Annotated in this window: 19 protein-coding genes; 16 read left to right on the forward strand and 3 right to left on the reverse strand. The window is 65.3% G+C overall.

The genetic code is table 11. The annotated features are described in order from the left end of the window. The coding region (gene tilS / locus GPA25_RS21880; RefSeq protein ID WP_169262528.1) for a tRNA lysidine(34) synthetase TilS at nt 1-313 on the forward strand (313 nt) is incomplete at its 5' end. 33 nt (nt 314-346) lie between these two features. Here the strand turns inward: tilS and GPA25_RS21885 are convergent. Genes GPA25_RS21885 through GPA25_RS21895 form a run of 3 tightly spaced genes read right to left on the reverse strand, consistent with a single transcriptional unit; the run spans nt 347 to nt 3,344 of the window. Then, entirely contained in the window at nt 347-718 is a 372-nt protein-coding gene (locus GPA25_RS21885) for an RNA-binding S4 domain-containing protein (RefSeq protein ID WP_169262529.1), read from the reverse strand. Nucleotides 719-756: 38 nt separating this feature from the next. Continuing rightward, complete coding sequence (locus tag GPA25_RS21890) at nt 757-1,374, reverse strand: response regulator transcription factor (RefSeq protein ID WP_169262530.1); 618 nt, start codon at nt 1,372-1,374, stop codon at nt 757-759. Then, nucleotides 1,371-3,344, reverse strand: coding sequence for a sensor histidine kinase (locus GPA25_RS21895; protein ID WP_211163301.1), 1,974 nt, complete (start codon nt 3,342-3,344; stop codon nt 1,371-1,373). The genes GPA25_RS21890 and GPA25_RS21895 overlap by 4 nt, the downstream gene beginning before the upstream one ends. Nucleotides 3,345-3,507: 163 nt before the next feature. On the opposite strand from GPA25_RS21895, the gene GPA25_RS21900 reads away from it, so the two are divergent. The 15 genes from GPA25_RS21900 to GPA25_RS21970 form a co-directional block, all read left to right on the forward strand. Further along, a complete protein-coding gene (locus tag GPA25_RS21900; protein ID WP_169262531.1) occupies nt 3,508-4,512 on the forward strand; it encodes a TRAP transporter substrate-binding protein in 1,005 nt (334 codons plus the stop codon). Nucleotides 4,513-4,577: 65 nt separating this feature from the next. After that, the gene (locus GPA25_RS21905; RefSeq protein WP_169262532.1) at nt 4,578-5,282 is read left to right on the forward strand and encodes a TRAP transporter small permease; all 705 of its coding nucleotides are present in this window, start codon (nt 4,578-4,580) and stop codon (nt 5,280-5,282) included. Next, nucleotides 5,279-6,562: a TRAP transporter large permease gene (locus GPA25_RS21910; RefSeq protein ID WP_169262533.1), complete on the forward strand. Its 1,284-nt coding sequence runs from the start codon at nt 5,279-5,281 to the stop codon at nt 6,560-6,562. Before GPA25_RS21905 ends, GPA25_RS21910 begins: the two co-directional genes overlap by 4 nt. Before the next feature lie 132 nt (nt 6,563-6,694). Continuing rightward, complete coding sequence (locus tag GPA25_RS21915) at nt 6,695-7,666, forward strand: ornithine cyclodeaminase family protein (RefSeq protein WP_281357758.1); 972 nt, start codon at nt 6,695-6,697, stop codon at nt 7,664-7,666. Nucleotides 7,667-7,709: 43 nt separating this feature from the next. Continuing rightward, nucleotides 7,710-8,456, forward strand: a complete 747-nt coding sequence (locus GPA25_RS21920) for a PP2C family protein-serine/threonine phosphatase (protein WP_246266042.1) — start codon at nt 7,710-7,712, stop codon at nt 8,454-8,456. Nucleotides 8,457-8,492: 36 nt separating this feature from the next. Beyond that, a complete protein-coding gene (locus tag GPA25_RS21925) occupies nt 8,493-9,200 on the forward strand; it encodes an FHA domain-containing protein (RefSeq protein WP_169262535.1) in 708 nt (235 codons plus the stop codon). A 129-nt stretch (nt 9,201-9,329) separates the two neighbouring features. After that, nucleotides 9,330-10,097, forward strand: a complete 768-nt coding sequence (locus GPA25_RS21930; RefSeq protein ID WP_169262536.1) for a 3',5'-cyclic-nucleotide phosphodiesterase — start codon at nt 9,330-9,332, stop codon at nt 10,095-10,097. Nucleotides 10,098-10,177: 80 nt separating this feature from the next. Continuing rightward, nucleotides 10,178-12,541 (forward strand): GspE/PulE family protein, encoded by a 2,364-nt coding sequence (locus GPA25_RS21935; protein ID WP_169262537.1) that lies wholly within the window; start codon nt 10,178-10,180, stop codon nt 12,539-12,541. A gap of 87 nt (nt 12,542-12,628) precedes the next feature. Then, nucleotides 12,629-13,336, forward strand: coding sequence for a ribulose-phosphate 3-epimerase (gene rpe / locus GPA25_RS21940; protein ID WP_169262538.1), 708 nt, complete (start codon nt 12,629-12,631; stop codon nt 13,334-13,336). Beyond that, nucleotides 13,333-14,010: a phosphoglycolate phosphatase gene (locus tag GPA25_RS21945; protein ID WP_169262539.1), complete on the forward strand. Its 678-nt coding sequence runs from the start codon at nt 13,333-13,335 to the stop codon at nt 14,008-14,010. Before rpe ends, GPA25_RS21945 begins: the two co-directional genes overlap by 4 nt. Nucleotides 14,011-14,226: 216 nt before the next feature. Next, nucleotides 14,227-15,714, forward strand: a complete 1,488-nt coding sequence (trpE, locus tag GPA25_RS21950) for an anthranilate synthase component I (protein WP_169262540.1) — start codon at nt 14,227-14,229, stop codon at nt 15,712-15,714. A gap of 94 nt (nt 15,715-15,808) precedes the next feature. After that, nucleotides 15,809-16,375, forward strand: a complete 567-nt coding sequence (locus GPA25_RS21955) for an aminodeoxychorismate/anthranilate synthase component II (protein ID WP_169262541.1) — start codon at nt 15,809-15,811, stop codon at nt 16,373-16,375. Nucleotides 16,376-16,432: 57 nt separating this feature from the next. Beyond that, nucleotides 16,433-17,464, forward strand: coding sequence for an anthranilate phosphoribosyltransferase (trpD, locus tag GPA25_RS21960; RefSeq protein ID WP_169262542.1), 1,032 nt, complete (start codon nt 16,433-16,435; stop codon nt 17,462-17,464). 7 nt (nt 17,465-17,471) lie between these two features. Beyond that, nucleotides 17,472-18,260 carry an indole-3-glycerol phosphate synthase TrpC gene (trpC, locus tag GPA25_RS21965; protein ID WP_169262543.1) on the forward strand — a complete coding sequence of 263 codons (789 nt, stop codon included), beginning with the start codon at nt 17,472-17,474 and terminating at the stop codon, nt 18,258-18,260. A gap of 12 nt (nt 18,261-18,272) precedes the next feature. Further along, the coding region (locus GPA25_RS21970; RefSeq protein WP_169262544.1) for a translocation/assembly module TamB domain-containing protein at nt 18,273-22,035 on the forward strand (3,763 nt) is incomplete at its 3' end.

A 22,035-nucleotide genomic window follows, 5' to 3' on the forward strand; every position in this document is an offset into this window, starting at 1 on the left:
GCCTTGGGGGGGCGGGGTCGTGCATTTCGACCGCGTTACCGGCGCCGGCTTGAGTCGTGCCGTGCTGGCGCGGGCCAGCGCAGTCGAACTGACTGTCCGCTGGCCGGTCCTGGCATTGCGGCAGGGCGTCGGGCGACCACGTCGCAGCTTCAAGAACCTGTGTCAGGAGGCCGGTATTCCCGCGTGGTTGCGTGCGCGCCTGCCGGTGCTGCGCGTCGACGGCGAGGCGGCGTGGATTGCCGAGATCGGCGTCGCTGCCGAGTTCCGCTGCGGGGCCGACGAGTCCGGGGTGTTGCCGGTGTGGCGGCGCTGAGCCTGCTGCGCCGGGGTTCGCAATCCGACCGCTTCAGAACCCTTCGCTGAAGCCGCGGATCAGTCGCCGCGCCTTCTTGGTGGGACGGCCGCGTAGGTCGCTGCCCGGCACAGGGGCCAATTGACGGGCTTCTTTCTCGGCGGCGCGCCGTTCGATGCTCTCGCGGGTTTCCTCGTACAGCTGCTGTGCTTCAGGGGCGGGACGGCGCTGCTCGTTGAGACCCCGCACCCGCACGGTCCACTGCACATCGCCGACTGCGATTTCCAATGTGTCTCCCGGCCGCAGCTCGCGGGCGGGCTTGATCGCGTGGCCATTGAGTTTGACATGGCCTCCCTCGATCGCCTGGCTGGCGAGCGAGCGTGTCTTGAAAAAGCGCGCCGCCCACAACCATTTGTCGATGCGCATGCGCTCCGTTGCCGGTTTGTCTGTGTGTGCCACGATGCTTAAGCTGCCGGACGGCCGCGCACCAGGTTGACGAGTTGCGCGAGTTCGACCGCGGAGCGGACTTCCATCTTTTCGAAGACCTTGGAGCGGTGGGCTTCGACGGTGCGCATCGAGATGTTGAGTTCGTCGGCGATGACTTTGTTGAACTTGCCGGCGAGGATCAGTTCCATGACTTCCTGTTCGCGCGCGGTCAGCAGTGCGAGGCGGGCTTCCACCGTCTCGCGTGTGGCGTCGGCGCGCTGACGCACGGCATCGGTTTCGAGCGCGCGCATGACGACATCGACAAGGTCGCTGTCGTTGAACGGCTTCTCGATGAAATCGAAGGCTCCCTTCTTGAGCGCAGCGACGGCCATCGGCACGTCGCCGTGGCCGGTGATGAACACCACCGGCAGCTGGTTGCCGCGCGCGCGCAGGGCGTCGAAGCACTCCAGGCCGCTCATGCCCTCCATGCGGATGTCGAGCACGGCGCAGCCGCGCCAGTCGGGCTGCACGGCATCAAGAAAGCTTTCGGCGCTGGGCCAGGTGGCGCAGGCAACGTCGCGCGTCTTGAACAGCCATTGCAGGGCGTCGCGAATCGCTTCGTCGTCGTCGATGATATGGGCGCAAGGCGGATTCATGAGGGTTCCACGGGTAGCGACAGGGTGAAGATGGTACCGCCGTCTGGGTTGGTTTCGAAACCGAGGCGGCCGTGGTGCAGTTCGGCGATGGAACGGCAGATGTTGAGACCCATGCCCATGCCCTCGGCCTTGGTGGTGAAGAAGGGTTCGAACAGGCGGCGTGCCGTCTCCGCATCGATGCCTTTGCCGCGGTCGGCTACGCACACGACCAAATGCCCGCCTTCCTCGCGGGTGCTGACACGCACCGTTCGCCGTGCGGGCCGATTGTCGCGCATGGCATCCATGCCATTGCGTACGAGATTGACGATGACCTGTTCGATCATCACCGGGTCGGCGGGGATGTATGGGAGATGTTCGGCAAGATCGGTCTCGATGCGCATGCCGCGCTTGTGCGTATCGGCTTCGATCAGGCTCACCGCTTCGCTGATGACGAGGTTCAGGTCGAGGTCTTCGCGTTTGGGTTCGGAGCGGCGCACGAAGTCGTGCACGCGACGGATGATTTCACCGGCGCGGCGTGCCTGGCGGCCGATCTTGGCATGGATGTCCTTGAGTTCCTCGCGATCGATGTCGGGCTGGTCGAGCCGGTTGAGGCAGCCGGTGTTGTAGCTGGCGATGGCGGCCAGTGGCTGGTTCAGTTCGTGTGCCAGCGTCGAGGCCATTTCGCCCATCGTGATCAGGCGCGAGGTGGCCTGCAGGCGTTCTTCCTGCTGACGGGCAAGTTCCTGGGCGCGTTTCTGTTCGGTGATGTCGAGCATCGAGCCCATCCAGCCGGTGTGTCGGCCTGCGGCGTCGATCAACGGCGCCTCGAAGATGAGTGCGTCGAGGCGTTCGCCGTTCTTGCGTCGCAGCCGGATCTCGAAGCCGTCGGCCGGGGCGTCGCCGCTCAGGATACGGTCGTGGATCTCCTGCGTCTGCTCGCGGTAGTCGGGATCCCAGTATGGCATCGGCGGCGTGCAGCCGACGAGTTCCTCTGCGTCATAACCGACCATCTTGCAGAAGGCCGGGTTAACGTAGGTGATGCGCCCGGTGAGATCGCGTGCACGCAGGCCCGTGAGCATCGAGTCTTCCATCGCGCGGCGGAACAGCGATTCGCCGCGCAGCGCCTGTTCGGCTTTGTGGCGGCGTCCGAGTTCGCGCCGCAACTGCCACACACTCCAGATCAGGATGCCGCTCAGCAGCACGATCGACCCGATCAGGAGAACCGGCACCCAGCGCGTTTCGCCCTGATAGGCGGTGATTTCCAGCGTGAGACCCCCGCCGGGCGGTTCGAAGGTCATCGAGTAGCGGCGCGTGTCGGACAGCGGGGCGACCTTGGACTTGGCGACGATTTCGCGCCCGTCGGAGTTGCGGACGCTGACCCGATAGCGTTCCGCAAACCACCAGGGCAGCTCGTTGATGACAAGATCCTGCAGCGAGTAGATGCCGACCATCGCGCCGATGAAGGCATCGTCGGAGTAGATGGGGACGTGCACCTCGAACTGGTGACCACCGCCAGCGACTTCGTAGGTCGGCCCGTACACGTGGCGACCGAGCGCGGCAGCGAGGCGGAAGGTCGATTCGGCGGGCACCGCGCCGAGCGTTTCGCCAATCTGGTCGCCGGCGGTGACCGGGGGCAGGGCGCCCTGGGTATGGCCGCGGGCGTCGAGCCAGATCACCCGTGCCAGCCCGTTTTCCGCGCGCACCAGTTGGCGTAGCGCGGCGCCGGCCTGTGGTTGATGGCGGTCCGCAAGCAGCAGTTCATGACCAATCTGCGCAAGCTGCGCGGCATTGCGGTCGAGCTTGAACTGCATGTTCTGCTCAAGCCAAAGCACGTCGTTGATGAGGGTGGCGCGCTGCTCCTCTTCGTCATAGCTGCGGGTGAGCCAGACGAGCGCGACCATGACGGCCAGGAACAAGGGCAGCGTCAGGTAAGGCAGTGCCGTCAGCAACCGCTGGCGCGCGGAAAATGCGGTCTGGGTGCGTGGAGTCATGTGGGGCGTGCGGTTGCGACAGGCGGCATTGCGGAAGACCACAATATTGCACCGGGTGGACGGACTATAAAGTGAAAAGCGTGTCCGGCGTTATGCGTTGCCGTATGGCACCGCCCCGGATTCGGGTCAGATCAAATAAATCAGTTGTCTGGAGGAGATGGAAATGAAAATGCGTGCACTTCTTGTCGGACTCGTCGCCGTCGGCCTGTCCGCAGCCGCCGTGGCCGCGGATCCCGTAGTGATCAAGTTCAGCCATGTGGTGGCGAACGATACGCCCAAGGGCAAGGCCGCCGACAAGTTCAAGGAACTGGCGGAGAAGTACACCAAGGGTGCCGTGAAGGTCGAAGTCTATCCGAACAGCACGCTGTACAAGGACAAGGAGGAAATGGAGGCGCTGCAGCTGGGCGCCGTGCAGATGCTGGCGCCGTCCCTGGCGAAGTTCGGTCCGCTGGGCGTGAAGGAATTCGAGGTATTCGACCTGCCGTACATCTTCGACGGCTACGATGACCTGCACAAGGTCACGATGGGGCCGGTCGGCAAACTCTTGCTGAGCAAGCTGGAAGCACGCGGGATCAAGGGGCTGGCGTTCTGGGACAACGGCTTCAAGTCACTGTCGGCCAATACCCCGATCAAGACGCCGGACGACATCAAGGGCAAGAAGCTGCGCGTGCAGTCGTCGAAGGTGCTCGAAGAGCAGATGCGCTCACTCGGCGCGATTCCGCAGGTGATGGCGTTCTCCGAGGTGTATCAGGCGCTGCAGACCGGCGTCGTGGACGGCACCGAGAACCCGCATTCCAACCTGTACACGCAGAAGATGCACGAAGTGCAGAAGCACATGACCCTGACCGAACACGGTTATCTGGGTTATGCGGTGATCACCAACAAGAAGTTCTGGGATGGTCTGCCCGCCGAGGTGCGCGGCCAGCTCGAAACGGCAATTAAGGAATCGACCGAGTACGCCAACAAGATCGCCCGCGAAGAGAACGACAAGGCGCTCGAGGCGGTGCGAGCATCGGGCAAGACGGCGATCTACAAGCCGACCGACGCGGAAAAGATGGCTTTCAAGAAAGCGCTGGTGCCGGTGCATAAGAAGATGGAGTCGCGCATCGGCGCGGAAACCATCCAGTCGATATACAAAGACACCGGTTTCGATCCGTCCAAGCTGTAATCCATCATTCGCTCAACGCCCGCCGGCGTGCTCTCCGGCGGGCGTTTTCGTGACGGGAGAATCCCATGCTAAAAGTCCTTGATCACATCGAGGAGTGGCTCATCACCTTCCTCATGGGCGCAGCGACGCTCATCATTTTCGTCTCTGTCGGGCACCGCTACGGTTCCGGCCTCGCCATTCCGGGCGTGCAGGACTGGTTGCTGTCCCTGCACTTCGGCTGGGCACAGGAGCTGACCATCATCATGTTCGTGTGGATGGCGAAATTCGGCGCCGCCTACGGTGTGCGCACGGGTATCCACGTCGGCGTCGATGTGCTGATCAACCGCCTGTCCGACGCCACTCGCGCCAAGTTCATCGTTATCGGCTTGGCCGCAGGGGCATTGTTTACCGGCATCGTCGGCACGCTGGGCCTGACGTTCGTGCTCGAAAATGGTGCGCATTACCAGATTCTCGCCTGGCTCGGCATGGATACCGGTGATTTGTTCGAAGGGCCGACCACGCCCGATCTGGAGTGGCCGACGTGGATGGTTTACTCGGCGATCCCGCTCGGTACCTACCTGATGTGTTTCCGCTTTCTGCAGGTGATGGTCGCGTTCATCCGCACGGGTGAGCTGCCGCACCATGATCATGGGCACGTGGATGGTATTGAAGAGGACGATGTGCCAGTCGACGTGAATCCGTACGACATGGGCGACAACCTGCATCCGCATGACCTGAAGCATCAACAAATGGGCGAGGGCCGCACTGGCGACCAAGGAGGCAAGAAATGAGCGCCGCAATCATTTTTGTGCTGCTCCTGGTGCTGATGCTGACCGGGATGCCGATCTCCATTTCGCTGGGTCTGACGGTACTGACCTTTCTGTTCACGATGACCCAGGTGCCGATCGAATCGGTCGCGCTGAAGCTGTTCACGGGGATCGAGAAGTTCGAGATCATGGCGATTCCGTTCTTCATCCTCGCCGGCAATTTCATGACGCACGGCGGGGTGGCGCGGCGGATGATCAACTTCGCCACGTCGATGGTCGGGCACTGGTACGGCGGTCTCGGTCTCGGTGGGGTGATGGCGTGCGCGCTCTTTGCCGCAGTGTCGGGTTCCAGCCCGGCCACCGTGGTGGCGATCGGCGCGATCCTGCTGCCGGCGATGGTCAAGCAGGGCTTCCCGAACAAGTTCGGCGCTGGCGTCATCACCACTTCCGGCGCGCTCGGCATCCTGATTCCGCCGTCGATCGTGATGGTCATGTACTCGGTGTCGACCAATACCTCGGTCGGTGCGCTGTTCATGGCCGGCGTCGTGCCGGGCCTGCTGCTCGCGCTCTTCCTGGGTGTTACCACCTGGTACCGCGCGCGCAAGTTCGACTACCCGCGCCAGCCGAAGGCGAGCTGGGGTGAGCGCCTGCGGGCGTTCAAGGAGTCCGCGTGGGGCCTGTTCCTGATCGTGGTGGTGATGGGCGGTATCTATACCGGCATCTTCACACCGACCGAGGCGGCCGCAATGAGCGCAGTGTATGCGTTCATCGTTGCAGTGTTCGTGTACAAGGACCTGAGCATGAAGGATGTGCCCAAGGTGCTGCTGAACTCGGCGAACATGAGCGCGATGCTGCTGTACATCATCACCAATGCGGTGCTGTTCTCCTTCCTGCTGACGAACGAGAACATTCCGCAAGCGATGGCGGACACCATGATCGGTACCGGCGTGGGTGTGATTGGCTTCCTCATCATGGCCAACGTCCTGATGCTGATTGCCGGCAACTTCATGGAGCCGTCGTCGATCGTGCTGATCCTCGCGCCGATCCTGTTCCCGATCGCGGTGAAGCTCGGCATCGATCCGGTGCACTTCGGCATCATCATGGTGGTCAACATGGAGGTTGGCATGTGCCATCCGCCGGTCGGCCTGAACCTCTATGTCGCGAGCGGCATTACGAAGATGGGCATCACCGAGTTGACCGTCGCAGTGTGGCCGTGGCTGGTCTCGATGCTGGTGTTCCTGGTGCTGATCACCTACGTGCCGTGGATCTCGCTCGTCCTGCCCAGGGCGCTCGGCGTGATGTAAATCGCGTACGTTGCAAACCGCACAGCAAGGCCCGCCCTTCGGGGCGGGCTTTTTTTCGCCCGCTGCAGGGCTAGAATAGCCAGAGACATGTAGCGCTGCGCGCCGGTGCCCAGGGTGGCACAGGTTTCCTGAATGAATGGCTGGAGCGATATGACGCTTTATCTGAAGGAAGAAGAGGTCGGCAGCGTGCTGGATATGCAGATGGCGCTCGACGCGGTCGAGCAGGTGATGGCCGCCCACGGGCGTGGCGAAACGGTCGACTATCCGCGCCAGCGCGTGCGCCTGCCGGCGACGATGACACACCTGCTGCAGGGCGGGGTGCCGGCGTTGAACCTGTCGGGCCTGAAGGTATACACCTCGGGCGGCGGGCGGGCCCGTTTCTGGGTGCACCTGTTCGATGCCACCAATGGTGACCCGGTTGCCGTGCTCGAGGCCGACCGCCTTGGCATGATGCGCACCGGGGCGGCCGGCGGCGTTGCGGCCAAATGGCTGGCGCGGCCGGAGGCACGTATTGCCGGGGTGTTCGGCTCCGGGTGGCAGGCGCAGAGTCAGGTGCTGGCGCTGTGCGCGGTGCGGCCGATCGAGCGGGTGAAGGTTTTTGCCCGCAATCCCGAGCGGCTGACGGCATTTTGCGAAAGGATGAGTCGCGAAACCGGGCGCGAGGTCGTGCCGGCCGCCAGCGCCGAGGAAACGGTGCGCGGCTCGGACGTCGTGGTCACCATCACGAACTCGCCCAAACCGCTATTTGACGCGGACTGGCTGAGCGAAGGCCTGCACATCACCGCGGCGGGCTCGAACAGCCTGGCCCGCCAGGAACTGTCCGAGGCCGCGGTCAGGCGTGCGGCGGTAATCTGTGTCGATTCGCGCGAGGTGGCGGTCCGCGAGGCGGGCGACTTGATGCCCCTGCTGGAAAAGGGGCGCACCCAGCCGGGACGCTGGGTCGAACTCGGCGAGGTGGTGGCCGGTATCCGGCCGGGACGCACCGCGCCCGAGCAGATCACCTTGTTCGAGTCGCAAGGCATGGCGATTCAGGACATTGCCGTCGCGGCGCGCGTTGTCGCGCTCGCGCGCGAACGCGGGCTCGGTTGCGCCTTGCCTTACTGAGATGACGTCACGACGCGCCCACGGTACTCAGTCGGTCCCGCACATGGAATTTTGTGCGCGCAGCGACGTCGGCCGGGTCAGGACGCGCAATGAAGACGCGCTTGAAGTCCGCCAGACGCAGGCCTGGGCCCTGTTGGCCGATGGCATGGGGGGCTATCGCGGCGGTGACGTCGCGTCGCGGATTGCGGTGGCGGCAGCCTTGCAGCGGCTCGAATACGAAGTGAGCGCAGGGCGTGCCGAGGGCCCCGATGCGCTCGCCGGGGTACTGAGCCGTGCCGTGTGTGTGGCCAATGACGAGATTCGTCGTGAGGCGATGAAAACGCCTGAGCTCTCCGGCATGGGTTCGACCCTCGTGGTCGCGACCTTCCTCGCGGACTGCGTGGTGTCGGTCCATGTCGGCGACTCGCGCCTGTACCGGCTGAGCGAGGGTGGGCTGCAGCAGTTGACCCGTGATCACACGATGTTGCAGGAGCTGGTTGACGGCGGCATCATGAGTGCCGAGGAGTCTGCGCGCTCGCAGTTCCGCGGCCTGCTGACGCGCGGCCTGGGCGTTTCGGCGACCGTGGTGCCTGAAGTCGGAACCCATGCGGCGCGTGCAGGCGACATTTTTCTGCTGTGCTCCGACGGGCTGACCGACATGCTCGCCGATGATGAGATCGCGGACGTGCTCGCGTCGATCATCACCGGCGACGGATTGCTGGCGCCTGCTGCCGATCGGCTGGTCGAGCTGGCCAACTGCAGGGGCGGGCGGGACAATATTTCCGTGATACTGGCGCGCATGGCAGTTTGACCTCCGCCGGTCATCTGGATGAATGGAAAGACAACAATGCCGAAGTTGATCCTCAGCATGGACGGGCTGGTGCTCAAGGAAATCATCCTGGACAAGGAGCACATTGCCATCGGGCGCAAGCCCAGCAACGACATCCAGATCGACAACCTGGCGATCAGCGGGCACCACGCACTCATCACCACGATCCTCGACGACTCGTTTCTCGAAGATCAGAACAGCACCAACGGTACCTACGTCAACGGGCAGTCGGTGAAGAAATGCGTGCTGCACCACAATGACATTATCGAACTCGGCAAGTACCGGCTGAAGTTCATCGCCGAGAGCCTGCGTCCGGTCGCTCCCTCCACGGAATACGTCAGAGCGCCTGCAGCGTCGGCGGCGTCGCCAGCGGGGGCGTCCGGTCCCGCAGCAGGCGAGACCCAGATGCTGCCGGCGGAGGTGATCGCCGGCGCAAGCGCGGAAGCGGATTTCGACAATTCGCAACTGGGCATCATCAATGTGCTGACCGGCCCGAATGCCGGGCGCGAGCTTCAGCTCGCCAAGGCATTGACCACGCTCGGCAAGCCCGGGAAGCAGGTCGCGGTGATCATGCGCCGGCCGCAAGGTTATTTCATCACCCATGTCGAGGGGGCAAGCTTCCCGCTGCTCAATGAGCGCCCGATCAGCACCAGTGCCCACCCGCTCAATGATCGTGACATTCTCGAGATCGCTGGAGTGAGGATGGCGTTTTCGCTGCGCTCCTGAACTTCCGTACGGCCAGACAGGAGGGCGTGAGGTAGTGCACGTCGTTTGGCGCCAGCCGGTGTTAGGGTAGCAAGCACTATAAAAAGCTGAAGCGCCGCAGGCAAATCAGCACCGGAATGGCGGGGACCGATGAAGCTCAAGGTGCTCGGCTGCAGTGGAGGCATTGGCGGGGCTGGCGCCCGCACGACCGCTTTCCTGGCCGATAATGACATTCTGATCGACTGCGGCACCGGGGTAGGTGACCTGGAGCTCGACGCGCTGGCGTCCATCGATCATATATTCATTACCCACTCGCACCTTGACCACATCGCGTCGATACCCCTGCTTGTCGACGCGGTGGGCGAGATGCGCGGCGTGCCACTCACCGTATATGCGACGCCGGAGATTCTCCGCATCCTGCGTGCGCACGTGTTCAACTGGCTGATCTGGCCGGATTTCACCGCGATTCCCGACCGCCGCCGCCCGTTCCTGCGCATGCAGCCGCTGCATGTGGGCGAATCGGTGCGACTCGGAACGCGCACCGTTACCGTGCTGCCCGCCGTGCACAGCGTGCCTGCAGTGGCTTACTGCCTGGACAGTGGCGGGGGGCAATTGGTGTTCTCGGGCGACACGGCATACTCCCCGGAATTCATTGCCGCGATCAACCGGTGCGCATCCCTGCGCCACCTGATCATCGAAACGGCTTTCCCGGACGAGCAGCAAGGGCTCGCGCTCGCCTCGCGCCACCTGTGCCCGAACATCCTGGCGGCGATACTCGGAGAAATCGTCAGCTCCCCTGAGGTGTACATCAGTCACCTCAAGCCCGGCCATGGCGAGCGCATCATGGCCCAGATCGATGCGGCGGGTGGACGCTTGCGCCCGAAGGCGTTGCGGCAAGGGCAAATAATCGAGTTCTGATTTTTCCCGCCGCGTGCGGACAGCTAGAATGGTGAGTTATCACTACCCGCCATTAACCGTCCCGAACAGCAGGTTCCCGAATGCCCCTCAGCACGATGCAAGGAAAGTCCGGCGCCGGCGGCGAAGTTGCCGCGCGCTTGGCTTTTTTCAAAGGCCTGCAGGCAATCACGACCCGCATCCATGCGAGCAAGGACATCGATGAAATCATCTTCGAGCTGTCCTCCGACCTGTGCGCACTGTTCGGTGCCGACCGCCTGTCCTTCTTCACCGTCAATGAATCGGGCGACCGACTGGTAGCTCGCGTCAAGACGGGGCGCGGAGCGGTGCCCGGTACACGCCTGCCGATCGACGAGAGCAGCATCGCAGGCTACGTGGCGCTGACCCGCGCATCGCTGAACTTGCACGATGTCTACGACGCTGCCGAACTTGCGGCGATTTCGCCCGATCTCAAGTTCCGCACGGCGAGCGACAATCTCAGCGGCTATCGCACGCGGCAGATGCTGGCGGCGCCGATCATCGATCCCAGCAACGGCTCGCTGCACGGTGTTATCCAGGTCATCAACCCGCGCAGTGGCGAAGATTTCTCCAGTGTTGCCAAGGAAGGCCTGCTGGGGCTCGCGCAAACCCTGGGGGTGGCGTTCGCGCAACGCAGCGAGGCGCCGGCGACACTGCGCTCGCGCTACCACGCGCTGGTGACCGATGGCCGCATCACAGGCCACGAACTGGATGAGGCGACGCGCATTGCGCGCGAAGTGGGGGCCGCGATCGAGGATGTGCTGGTCCAGAAACTCGGGGTAACGCTGGCACAGATCGGCGAGGCGGCGGGACGCTTCTTCAATGTGCCGTATGAGCCGTTCCGCGCCGAGCGTGTGAAACAGATCGACCTGCTGCGCAACATCAAGCGCGAATACGTACAGCAGAGCCAGTGGCTGCCGCTGGAAGAGACGGGCGAAGGCGTGGTCGTGCTGACCTTCGACCCGGAGCACGTGCGCACCTCGCGCATGGCGGAGAACGTGTTTCCGAAGAGCCGGCTGGCGTATCGCGTGACCACCCGCTGCGAGTTCGATCAGACCGTCAACCAATACTTCGAACCGACCATGGAGATGGGCTCGGTATCCGATCTGCTGCACGACCTGCTCGAAGAAGAGCAGGAAATGTCGGCGGCGGACGACGTATCGGCGGCGGCGGACAACGAACTCGTCAAGCTGGTGAACAAGATCATCATCGACGCCCATCGCCAAGGCGCGTCGGACATTCACATCGAACCGCGCCCGGGAAAGGAAAAGACGCTCATCCGCTTCCGCAAGGACGGCACCCTCACGCCCTACATCCAGGTGCCGGCGAGCTACCGCAATCCGCTGGTGACACGCATCAAGATCATGTGCGATCTCGATATTTCCGAGCGTCGCAGGCCGCAGGACGGCAAGATCAAGTTCCGCAAGTTCGCGCCGCTGGACATCGAGCTGCGCGTCGCGACGGTGCCTACCGCGGGTGGCATGGAAGACGTGGTGATGCGCCTGCTGGCGAACAGCGAGCCGATCAAGCTCGATCAGCTCGGCCTGACGCCGCATAATCTCGAGCGCCTCAAGCGCACGATCGTCAAGCCCTACGGCCTGTTCTTCGTCTGCGGCCCCACCGGTTCGGGCAAGACGACGACGCTGCATTCCATTCTCGGCCACATCAACACGCCGGAAACCAAGATCTGGACCGCCGAGGATCCGGTCGAAATCACCCAGAAGGGCTTGCGCCAGGTGCAGGTCAACCGCAAGGCCGGGCTCGACTTCGCGACGATGATGCGGTCCTTCCTGCGTGCCGACCCCGACGTCATCATGGTGGGCGAAATGCGCGACCACGAGACGGTATCGGTCGGCATCGAAGCCTCGCTGACCGGCCACCTGGTGTTCTCGACGCTGCACACCAACAGCGCACCCGAATCCGTCGTGCGCCTGCTCGACATGGGCATGGACCCGTTCAACTTCGGCGATGCACTGCTCGGGGTGCTCGCGCAGCGGCTCGCGAAGCGCCTGTGCAGTCACTGCAAGGAGGTATATCGGCCCGACGAGGCGGAGGTCCTGCAGTTGCTCGACGAGTATTGCGAAGACATGAACGGGACCCCCGATTTCCGTGCCGACGCAGCGAGCGCCCGTGCCGCGGTGTTTGCACGCCTGCGCGCGGCGCATGCCGACGCCGAGGGGCATTTCACGCTCTATCGGCCGGTGGGTTGTCCCGAGTGCAATGCCGGCTTCAAGGGGCGCGTCGGCTTGCACGAACTGATGGTCGCGACGTCCGAGGTCAAGCGCATGATCCAGGAGCGCGCGCGGGTCGCGCAATTGCTCAGTGTCGCGCTCGCCGAGGGTTTGCGCACGCTGCGCCAGGACGGCATCGAGAAGGTGCTGTCGGGCATTACCAACATGGACCAGATCCGCCGTGTCTGCGTGCGCTGAACGCTAGTCGCCGGCGGCGTTCCAATGGGCGCGTGCGTGGCTTGACCGTTTAGAATCCCGTCAGCAGTTCAACAGGAGAACGTATCCATGTATCGCATCGCCCCCAGCCTGCTCTCCGCCGATTTCGCCCGGCTCGGCGAAGAAGTCCGCGACGTCATCGCCTCCGGCGCCGACTGGATCCATTTCGACGTGATGGATAACCATTACGTGCCGAATCTGACGATCGGCCCGTTGGTGTGCGAGGCGATCCGGCCGCATACGGCGGCCACGATCGACGTGCATCTGATGGTGAAGCCCGTCGACCGCATCGTGCCCGATTTCGCCAAGGCCGGTGCAAACATGATCACTTTCCACCCGGAAGCTTCGGACCACATCGACCGCACGCTCGGACTGATTCGCGATTCCGGTTGTCAGGCGGGCCTCGTGTTCAACCCCGCGACGCCGCTGCACTACCTCGACTACTCGCTCGAGAAGATCGACATGGTGCTGCTGATGAGTGTGAATCCGGGTTTCGGCGGGCAGAAATTCATTCCCGGTACGCTCGACAAGCTACGCGCGGCGCGCGAACGCCTCGATGCCTACGAGGCGCTGAGCGGGCGGCACATCCTGTTGCAGATCGACGGTGGCGTGAAGGTCGACAACATCGCGCAGATTGCCGCCGCCGGCGCGGACACCTTCGTCGCCGGTTCGGCGGTGTTCGGTGCCGGGCGCGATGCCGATCCTCACCGCTATGACTCGGTGATCGCGGCGATGCGCGCGGAACTGGCCGCGGTGGGCAAGCAGGGGGGCACGTGAGCGCTGCGCGCTTTGCGGTGCGGGCGGTGCTGTTCGATCTCGACGGCACGCTGCTCGACACCATCGAGGACCTGGCCGAGGCGTCCAACCGCATGCTCGATGAGCTTGGCCGGCCGCGGCGACCGCTCGCGCAGATCCATTCCTTCGTCGGCAAGGGCATCCCGAACCTGGTGCGCCGCTGCATGACCGAGGATGCGCAGGCGAGCGATGCCGAGGTCGAGCGGGCCATTGCGAGCTTTCGCCGACATTACATGCTGGTCAATGGCCAGAGCACGCGCATCTATCCCGGTATCCTCGACACCCTCGATGCGATGCGCGCAATGGACCTGCAGCTGGCCTGTGTCACCAACAAGGCGGAAGCCTTCACCCTGCCCTTGCTCGAACGCACCGGGCTGATGCCGTATTTCGGCGCCGTCGTCAGCGGCGACACCCTGCCGGTGAAGAAGCCGGATCCGGCGGTGCTGCATCACGCCTGCGATCTGCTCGGCGTCGCATCTCATCACGCGCTGATGATCGGCGACTCGGCCAACGACGCGCTCGCCGCGCGCGCGGCGGGCATGCCGGTGCTGCTGGTGACCTACGGTTATAGCGAGGGCATGCCGGTGGACACCATCGAATGCGATGGGCTACTATCGAATGCAACCGGGGCGCTCGGCCGCATCGAGGCGGTTTGAGGGGTTTCCCCGGCTTCATTATTCCCATCACATCCAGACATCGTGACTCACAAGAGCCGGGCTTCGGACAAGGAAAGCATCGAGTTTGCCGCCGTGCCGTTGCGCTGGCGCAGCTGGCGCTCGTGGCCTGCGGGCCGATAAGACGCGACTGCTTTCGCGGGCTGCCGATGCGCCCGCACTCCTTGCCCGAATCAAACCGTTTGTTGTGGAGTCTCCATGCTTGAGCACGAATTCAACGCGCTGGCCGCGCAGGGCTACAACCGTATCCCGGTGACGCTCGAAACCTTCGCCGACCTCGATACACCGCTGTCGATCTACCTGAAACTCGCCAACGAGCCCTATACCTACCTGCTGGAATCGGTGCAGGGCGGCGAGCGCTTCGGCCGCTATTCGATGATCGGGCTGGCAGCGTCCACCCGCATCGAGGTGTATGGCCGCTCATCCTTGCTGCTGACCGGCAACCGGCTGGTCGAGCGGCGCGATTACGGCGATCCGCTGAACTACGTCGCGGAATTCATGGCGCGCATCAAGGTGCCGCCGCGCGACGGTCTGCCGCGTTTCGCTGGTGGTCTGGTGGGTTGCTTCGGCTACGACACGGTCCGCTACATCGAGCCGCGCCTGGCCAAGACGGAAAAGAAGGACGATCTGGGCACGCCGGACGTGCTGCTGCTGCTGTCGGAGGAAATCGCGATCGTCGATAACCTCTCCGGCAAGCTGACGCTGGTGGTGTATGCCGAACCGGAGGTGCCGGGGGCGTTCAAGCGCGCCAAGAAGCGCCTGCGCGAACTGCTCGCGCGGCTGCGTGCGCCGGTGGAGATTCCCGAAGACGTGTGCGCCGAGTCGCAGCCGGCGGTGTCGAGCTTCGGCGAAGAGGCGTTCAAGGCCGCGGTGAACCGCGCCAAGCAATACATCATCGACGGCGACATCATGCAGGTGGTGCTTGCGCAGCGCATGAGCAAGCCGTTCGCGGCGAGCCCGCTGGCGCTGTATCGGGCGATCCGTACGCTGAACCCCTCGCCGTACATGTTTTACTTCAATTTCGAGGATTTTCAGGTCGTCGGCGCTTCGCCCGAGATTCTCGTGCGTCTCGACGAGGATGGTGCGGGCAAGCGCGTCACGGTGCGGCCGATTGCCGGCACGCGGCCGCGCGGCGCGACCCCCGCGGACGATTTGGCACTCGAAGCGGATTTGCTGGCCGACGAGAAGGAGCGCGCCGAACACCTGCAGCTGCTCGATCTCGGCCGCAACGATGCCGGCCGAGTCGCCGAGATCGGCAGCGTCAAGGTCACCGAGCAGTTCATGGTCGAGCGCTATTCGCACGTGATGCACATCGTGTCGAACGTCGAGGGGCGTCTGAAGGATGGGCTCAACGCGCTTGCGGTGCTGCGCGCGACCTTCCCGGCGGGCACCGTGTCGGGGGCGCCGAAGTTGCGTGCGATGGAGATCATCGACGAACTCGAGCCGGTCAAGCGGGGCATCTATGCGGGCGCGGCCGGCTATATCGGCTTTCACGGCGACATGGACCTGGCGATCGCGATCCGCACGGCGGTCGTGAAGGATGGTCATATCCACGTCCAGGCGGGTGCCGGTATCGTCGCCGACTCGAATCCCGATTCGGAGTGGACGGAAACCCAGAACAAGGCGCGTGCGATGCTGCGTGCCGCGGAAATGGCGGAATCCGGACTCGATACGCGGGTCGACTGAAAATCCCGTGTCGCGGATTTCCGGTGAGTCCCACCCGGGTTCGGCAATTGTTCGGCCGCGCACAGCCGGCCGGAGTGCAAGAAGGAACAAGTCCATGCTGCTGATGATCGACAACTATGACAGCTTCACCTACAACCTCGTGCAGTACTTCGGCGAGTTGGGGGCGCAGGTGAAGGTGTATCGCAACGATGAAATCACGCTCGAGCAGATCGCGCTGATGAAGCCCGACCAGTTGGTGATTTCGCCCGGCCCCTGCACGCCGACGGAGGCCGGGATTTCGGTCCCCGCGATTCGCGAATTCGCCGGCAAGCTGCCGATCCTTGGAGTGTGCCTCGGCCACCAGAGCATCGGCGCGGCCTTCGGCGGCAGGATCGTGCACGCCAAGCGCCTGATGCACGGCAAGACCTCGCCGGTGTTCCACGAAGGCCAGGGCGTGTTCCGCGGCCTGCCGAATCCGGTGACCTGCACCCGTTATCATTCGTTGGCGATTGAACGCGAGAGCCTGCCCGATTGTCTGGAAGTGACAGCGTGGACCGACGACGGCGAGATCATGGGCGTGCGCCACAAGACGCTGGCGGTCGAAGGGGTGCAGTTCCACCCCGAGTCGATCCTCACCGAGCACGGCCACGCGCTGCTGAAGAATTTCCTCGACCAGAACTGAAACCCGCGGGTGGGCGTCGCCGGACGTTCCGCCACCCTGTTCCGTACAAGGCCTGCCATGACCATTACCGCCCAGGAAGCGCTGCAGCGCACGATCGATCACCGCGAAATCTTCTACGACGAGATGCTGTCGCTGATGCGCCAGATCATGGCCGGGGAGGTGTCCCCGGTAATGACCGCTGCGATTCTCACCGGCTTGCGCGTGAAGAAGGAAACGATCGGCGAGATCACGGCGGCGGCGACGGTGATGCGCGAGCTGTCGACGAAGGTGACCGTCGCCGGACCGGACCAGAATTTCCTCGATATCGTCGGCACCGGTGGTGACGGCGCAAATACCTTCAACATCTCGACGACGACGATCTTCGTCGCGGCGGCGGCGGGAGCGCGTGTCGCCAAGCATGGTGGTCGTAGCGTGTCGTCGAAGAGCGGCAGCGCCGACGTGCTCGAGGCGCTCGGCGTGAAGCTCGGGATCGCGCCGGAGCAGGTCGCCGAGTGCATCGAGGAGACCGGCATCGGCTTCATGTTCGCGCCGGCGCATCACAGCGCGATGAAGAACGTCGCGCCGGTGCGCCGCGAGATGGGCGTGCGCACGATCTTCAATATTCTGGGACCCCTGACGAATCCGGCCGGCGCGCCGAACACGCTGATGGGCGTGTTCCATCCCGACCTGGTCGGCATCCAGGCGCGGGTGATGGAGCGGCTCGGCGCGAATCACGTGCTGGTCGTGTACGGCCTGGACGGCATGGACGAGGTCAGCCTCGGCGCGGCGACGATGGTCGGCGAGCTGAAGGACGGCGAGATCCGCGAATACCAGATCCATCCCGAGGATTTCGACCTGCAGATGGCCGGCACGCGCAACCTGCGCGTCGAGACGGCAGAGGAATCGAAGGCGATGTTGCTCGGCGTGCTCGATAACAGGCCAGGGCCGGCGCGCGAGGTGGTGATCCTGAATGCGGGCGTCGCGCTCTACACCGCGAATCTGGTGGACTCGATCGGCGCCGGCATCCTGCGTGCGCGCGAAGTGATCGCGAGTGGTGCGGCGCGCGCGAAACTCGACGATTTCCTCGCCTACAACCGCAAGTTCGCGTGAGCCCGGCATGAGTGACATCCTGAACAAGATTCTCGCGGTGAAGCGGGACGAAGTGGCGGCCGGACAGGCTCTGCGGTCGCTGGCGCAGGTGCGGGCCGAGGCCGAGGCCCAGGCGCCGGCGCGTGATTTCGTCGGCGCGATACGTGCGAAGATCGCCGCTGGCGAGGCCGCGGTGATCGCCGAGATCAAGAAGGCGAGCCCGTCGAAAGGGGTGATCCGCGAGGATTTCGTCCCCGCCGAGATCGCCGTGCAGTACGAGCGCGGCGGCGCGGCGTGCCTGTCGGTGCTGACCGACCGCCAGTTCTTCCAGGGTGCGCCGGCGTACCTGCAGGCGGCGCGTGCGGCTTGCGACCTGCCGGTGCTGCGCAAGGATTTTCTCGTCGATCCGTGGCAGGTGTTCGAAGCCCGCGCGATGGGGGCGGACGCGATCCTGCTGATCGCGGCGGCGCTGGATCTCGAGCAGATGCGCGAGATGGAGGCGATCGCCGACAGCCTCGGCATGGCGGTGCTGGTCGAGGTGCATGACGGCGCCGAGCTCGACGTCGCGCTGCAACTCGCGACACCGCTTGTCGGCATCAACAACCGCAATCTGCGCACCTTCGATGTCAGCCTGCAGACGACGCTGGACCTGCTCGCACGTGTCCCGGCCGGACGCATCGTGGTCACCGAATCCGGCATTCTCAAGCCGCAGGACGTTGCGCTGATGCGTACGAACGCCGTGCATGCCTTCCTCGTCGGCGAAGCCTTCATGCGTGCGCCGGATCCGGGCGAGGAGTTGCGCGCGCTGTTCGGCTGAACGGCGCGACGCATGTCGTCGCCGGCACAATCCCCCGCACGGCGTCGCCCCTTCTGGCGGCTTGCGGTTTGGCTGCTGATGCCGCTAGCGTTGGCGGTGTTCGCCTCTTTGGCGGCGGCGTGGCTGGTATTGACCGAAGCGGGGCTGCGCACCGCAGCGAGCCTTGCCGGATTGCTGAGTGGCGGGCGCGTGGTGCTGGAGGCGCCGGCCGGGCGTCTCGCCGGGCCGTTGCAGATCGCCGGCCTGCGCATCGATCTGCCCGATCTGCGCGTGCGTGTGCAGGGGATGGCACTGACATGGCACCCGGAGGCGCTGCTCGACGGGCGCCTCAATATTGCCGAACTGTCGGCGGATCGCATCGATCTTTCCTCGCGGCCGGATGACGCGCCGGCGCCCCCGGTCGTACCCGATTCGCTCGCGGTACCACTGTCACTGGCACTTCAATCGCTGCGCGTCGGGCATTTCAGCGTGCGCGAGTGGACGCCCGAGCCCGACGCCGAGGCGCAATCCCGATTTGAACTGTCGGAGTTGTCGGCAAGCCTCGACAGTGACGGACGCCGCCATCGCATCGCGGCGCTCGACGTCGTGCTGCCGTTCGGGCGCGCCAGCCTCGCCGGCGAGATCGACAGCGCGACGCCGTTTGCGCTGACTGCGACGGGTACTCTGCACGGCACGCATGAGGGCCGTGACTACGAACTGACGCTCGCCGCCACCGGCGATCTGTTGGCGCCGCACTTGCATGTGGCAGCGGAGGGCGCGGGGCTCAGCGGGGATGCCGACGTGCTGGCGGCACCCTTTGCGCCGGTGCCGCTGCGCCGGCTGCGTGTTGCGCTGGGCGATCTTGATCCCGCTGTTTTCCAGCCGCAGGCGCCGCACGCGGCCTTGCGCATCGAGGCCGACTTGTCGGCGGAAGCCGATCCGGCGGGGGGCGGATGGGGGCTGGCCGGCCCGTTCACGATCATCAACCGCAAGCCCGCGACGCTCGATCGCAAGGGATTGCCGTTTTCGCGCCTGAGTGCGCAAGTGCACTGGACGCCGCAGAGCGCGCGCGCCGAGACGCTGGTGCTGGAGCTGCCGGGCAAGGGGCGGGTGACGGGTAGGCTGGATTGGCGCGCGGCGGACGATAATGCCGCTGCTGCCGCTGTCAACGAGCCGGGCAATGCGGCGACCGCGGGCGCGGATGATGGCGTGCTCGACGCGATCGGGCGCTTGAGCGCGAGCTTGCAGCTGGTGGCGGTGGAGCTGCAGCGTCTGGATACGCGCCTGCCGCGTTCGACCCTTGCCGGCCATCTGGCGGCTGCTGGCGACCTCGAACGTCAGACCGCGGAGCTTGACTTGCAGGTTGGCGAGGCGCGTATCCGGGGTCAGGGGGTGATGACGGCGAAGGCGCCTGCCGGGGGACGCAGCCTGGCGGCAACGGGCGAGCTCGTCGCCTTCGATCCGCAGGCGTTCAGCGTCGATGCGCCGAGTGCTCGCCTGAATCTCGATTTCCGTGTGGCAGCGGCGCTGGCGGAATCGCCGCGCTACGATCTGGCCGTAAACCTGCGTCCGAGCCGCTTGCAGGGACGGCCCCTGCAGGGTAGCGGTCGTGCCGTGATCGAGGGGTCGCGCCTCGCCGACGGGGCACTCGATATTGATTTGGCCGGCAACCGGCTGCAGGCGCGTGGTGCATGGGGGCTGGCGCAGGATGCCCTGCAGGTGGACGTCGACGCGCCCGCTCTGGCGGCGCTCGGCGAGGGTTTTGGCGGGCGAGCCCGGGGCACTGCGACGCTGACAGGTACGCTCGCGGAGCCGGCCGGCAGCATGCAGCTGTCCGGTGAGGCGCTGCGGCTGCCGGGCGGTGTGAGGGTCGCCGTGCTCAACGCGGACGGTCGGATTGGCGCCGGGGCCGACGGGGCCGTGCACTTGGTGGTGGGCCTGAGCGGGGTGGGACCGGTTGCGACGGTGACGGGAAAATCCGGGGGAGCCATCCGCGCACCCGACTGGGTGGAGGAGGCCGCGGTGACCGTGAGCGGCACACGGCGTGCCCACGTGCTCGATCTCACCGCGCGCGGGTTCGAACGCGATAGTCTGCGTCTGCGCCTGGAGGGCGGCTTGCTGGCGCTTGATGGCGAAGCGGCGAGCGTGGACAAGGGCGGCGCGCAGGCAGGTGAAGTGGGCGATGGCGATGAGCGCCAAGGGGCGCTGTGGCAGGGGCGTGTCCTGACGCTGGAAACCGCCGGGCGCTGGGGGGCGCGGCTTACCGCGCCGGCCGCGCTGGTGCTCGGCCCCGGGCGGATCGAGTTGGCGCAGGCGGTGCTGGATGCCGGCGAGCGCGGACGGATCCGGCTCGATGAAACATCATGGTCGCGACAACGCATCGTCGCACGGGGCTCGCTCACCGGCCTCGCCTTCGGCCTCACTGCCCGTCCCGAAGGGCAACGCGATCGGCCGCGTGCTGTGCCAGGTGAGGGACGGCTGCGGCGCGGCCCGGGACCGCTGCTGCTGGGGGCGGAATGGGATATTGAGCTTGGTGCCACGGCCCAAGGCTCGGCGCGGGTGTTCCGCGAGGCGGGCGATCTGGTGGTCACCGGCGAAATTCCGGCGCGGCTGGGTCTGGAGCACTTGGAGGCACGCCTTGCTGCACAGGATAATCGGCTGGCGCTGGCATTGGAGGGGCGGGGCTCCGAGTTGGGCGAGCTCGCCGGATCGGTGACTGCGCTGGCCGAGCGCACGGCCGAGGGCGGCTGGCGACTCGCACCGGATGCCGCAGTGCTCGGCTCCGGGCGCCTGACGATGCCGTCGATTGCCTGGATCGGCCGCTTGATGCAGGAGCACATCGTCACCGGCGGCAGCCTCGGTGCGCATTTTGCGCTGGCTGGGACGCCGGCGGCCCCGCGCGCCAGCGGGCGGATCGAAGGGCACGCGCTGTCGCTGGCGCTGGTCGATCAGGGCCTGCATCTGTCCGGCGGCGAGTTGCTCGCCGAGTTCGATCGCGATCGCCTGCGCCTGACGCAGCTCGAATTCGTCTCGCCCAACCGCGTGCGTCCGCGCGACGGACGCGTGCCGGTCGAGCGCTTCACGCGTGAGCCGGGCCGTCTGAGCGCGGCCGGCGAGATTGCGCTCGAAAGTGGTGGCGGGAACTTCCGTTTCGACGCTGAGCGTCTGCCGATCCTGCAGCGCAGCGACCGCTGGCTGATCCTGTCCGGTTCCGGCACGGCGAGCAGCACCTGGACGAGCCTGGACCTGACGGCCGACCTGCGCGCCGATGCGGGCTACATCGAGATGGCCGATTCGCCGCCGCCGAGTCTGTCCGACGACGTGGTGATCCTCGGGCGCGAAGAAGGTGTCCCGGGCGGCGCGATGAAGCTCACCGCCAACGTCGGCGTGGCGATGGGCGATCACTTCTACCTTTCCGCGCTGGGTGTCGACACGCGCCTGACGGGCTCCTTGCGCCTGCGGCGACGCGATGGGCAGCCGCTGCAGGCGGTGGGCTCGATCGCCACCGTCGGCGGCAGCTACCGCGGCTACGGGCAGCGCCTGAGTATCGAACGCGGTCTGATCAACTTCCAGGGGCCGCTCGACAATCCGGGCCTGAACGTCGTGACCCTGCGCAAGGGCCTGGCGGTGGAAGCGGGCCTCGAGATCGGCGGCAGCGCGCGCCGGCCGCTGATCCGGCTGGTGTCGCAGCCGAATGTGCCCGACCCCGAAAAACTGTCGTGGATCGTGCTGGGGCGGGCGCCGAGCGCCGGCGCGGGAGCCGATCTCGGTCTGCTGCTGCCGGCGGCGCAGGCGC

The sequence above is a fragment of the Aromatoleum diolicum genome (genome assembly GCF_012910955.1).
Lineage (GTDB): Bacteria > Pseudomonadota > Gammaproteobacteria > Burkholderiales > Rhodocyclaceae > Aromatoleum > Aromatoleum diolicum.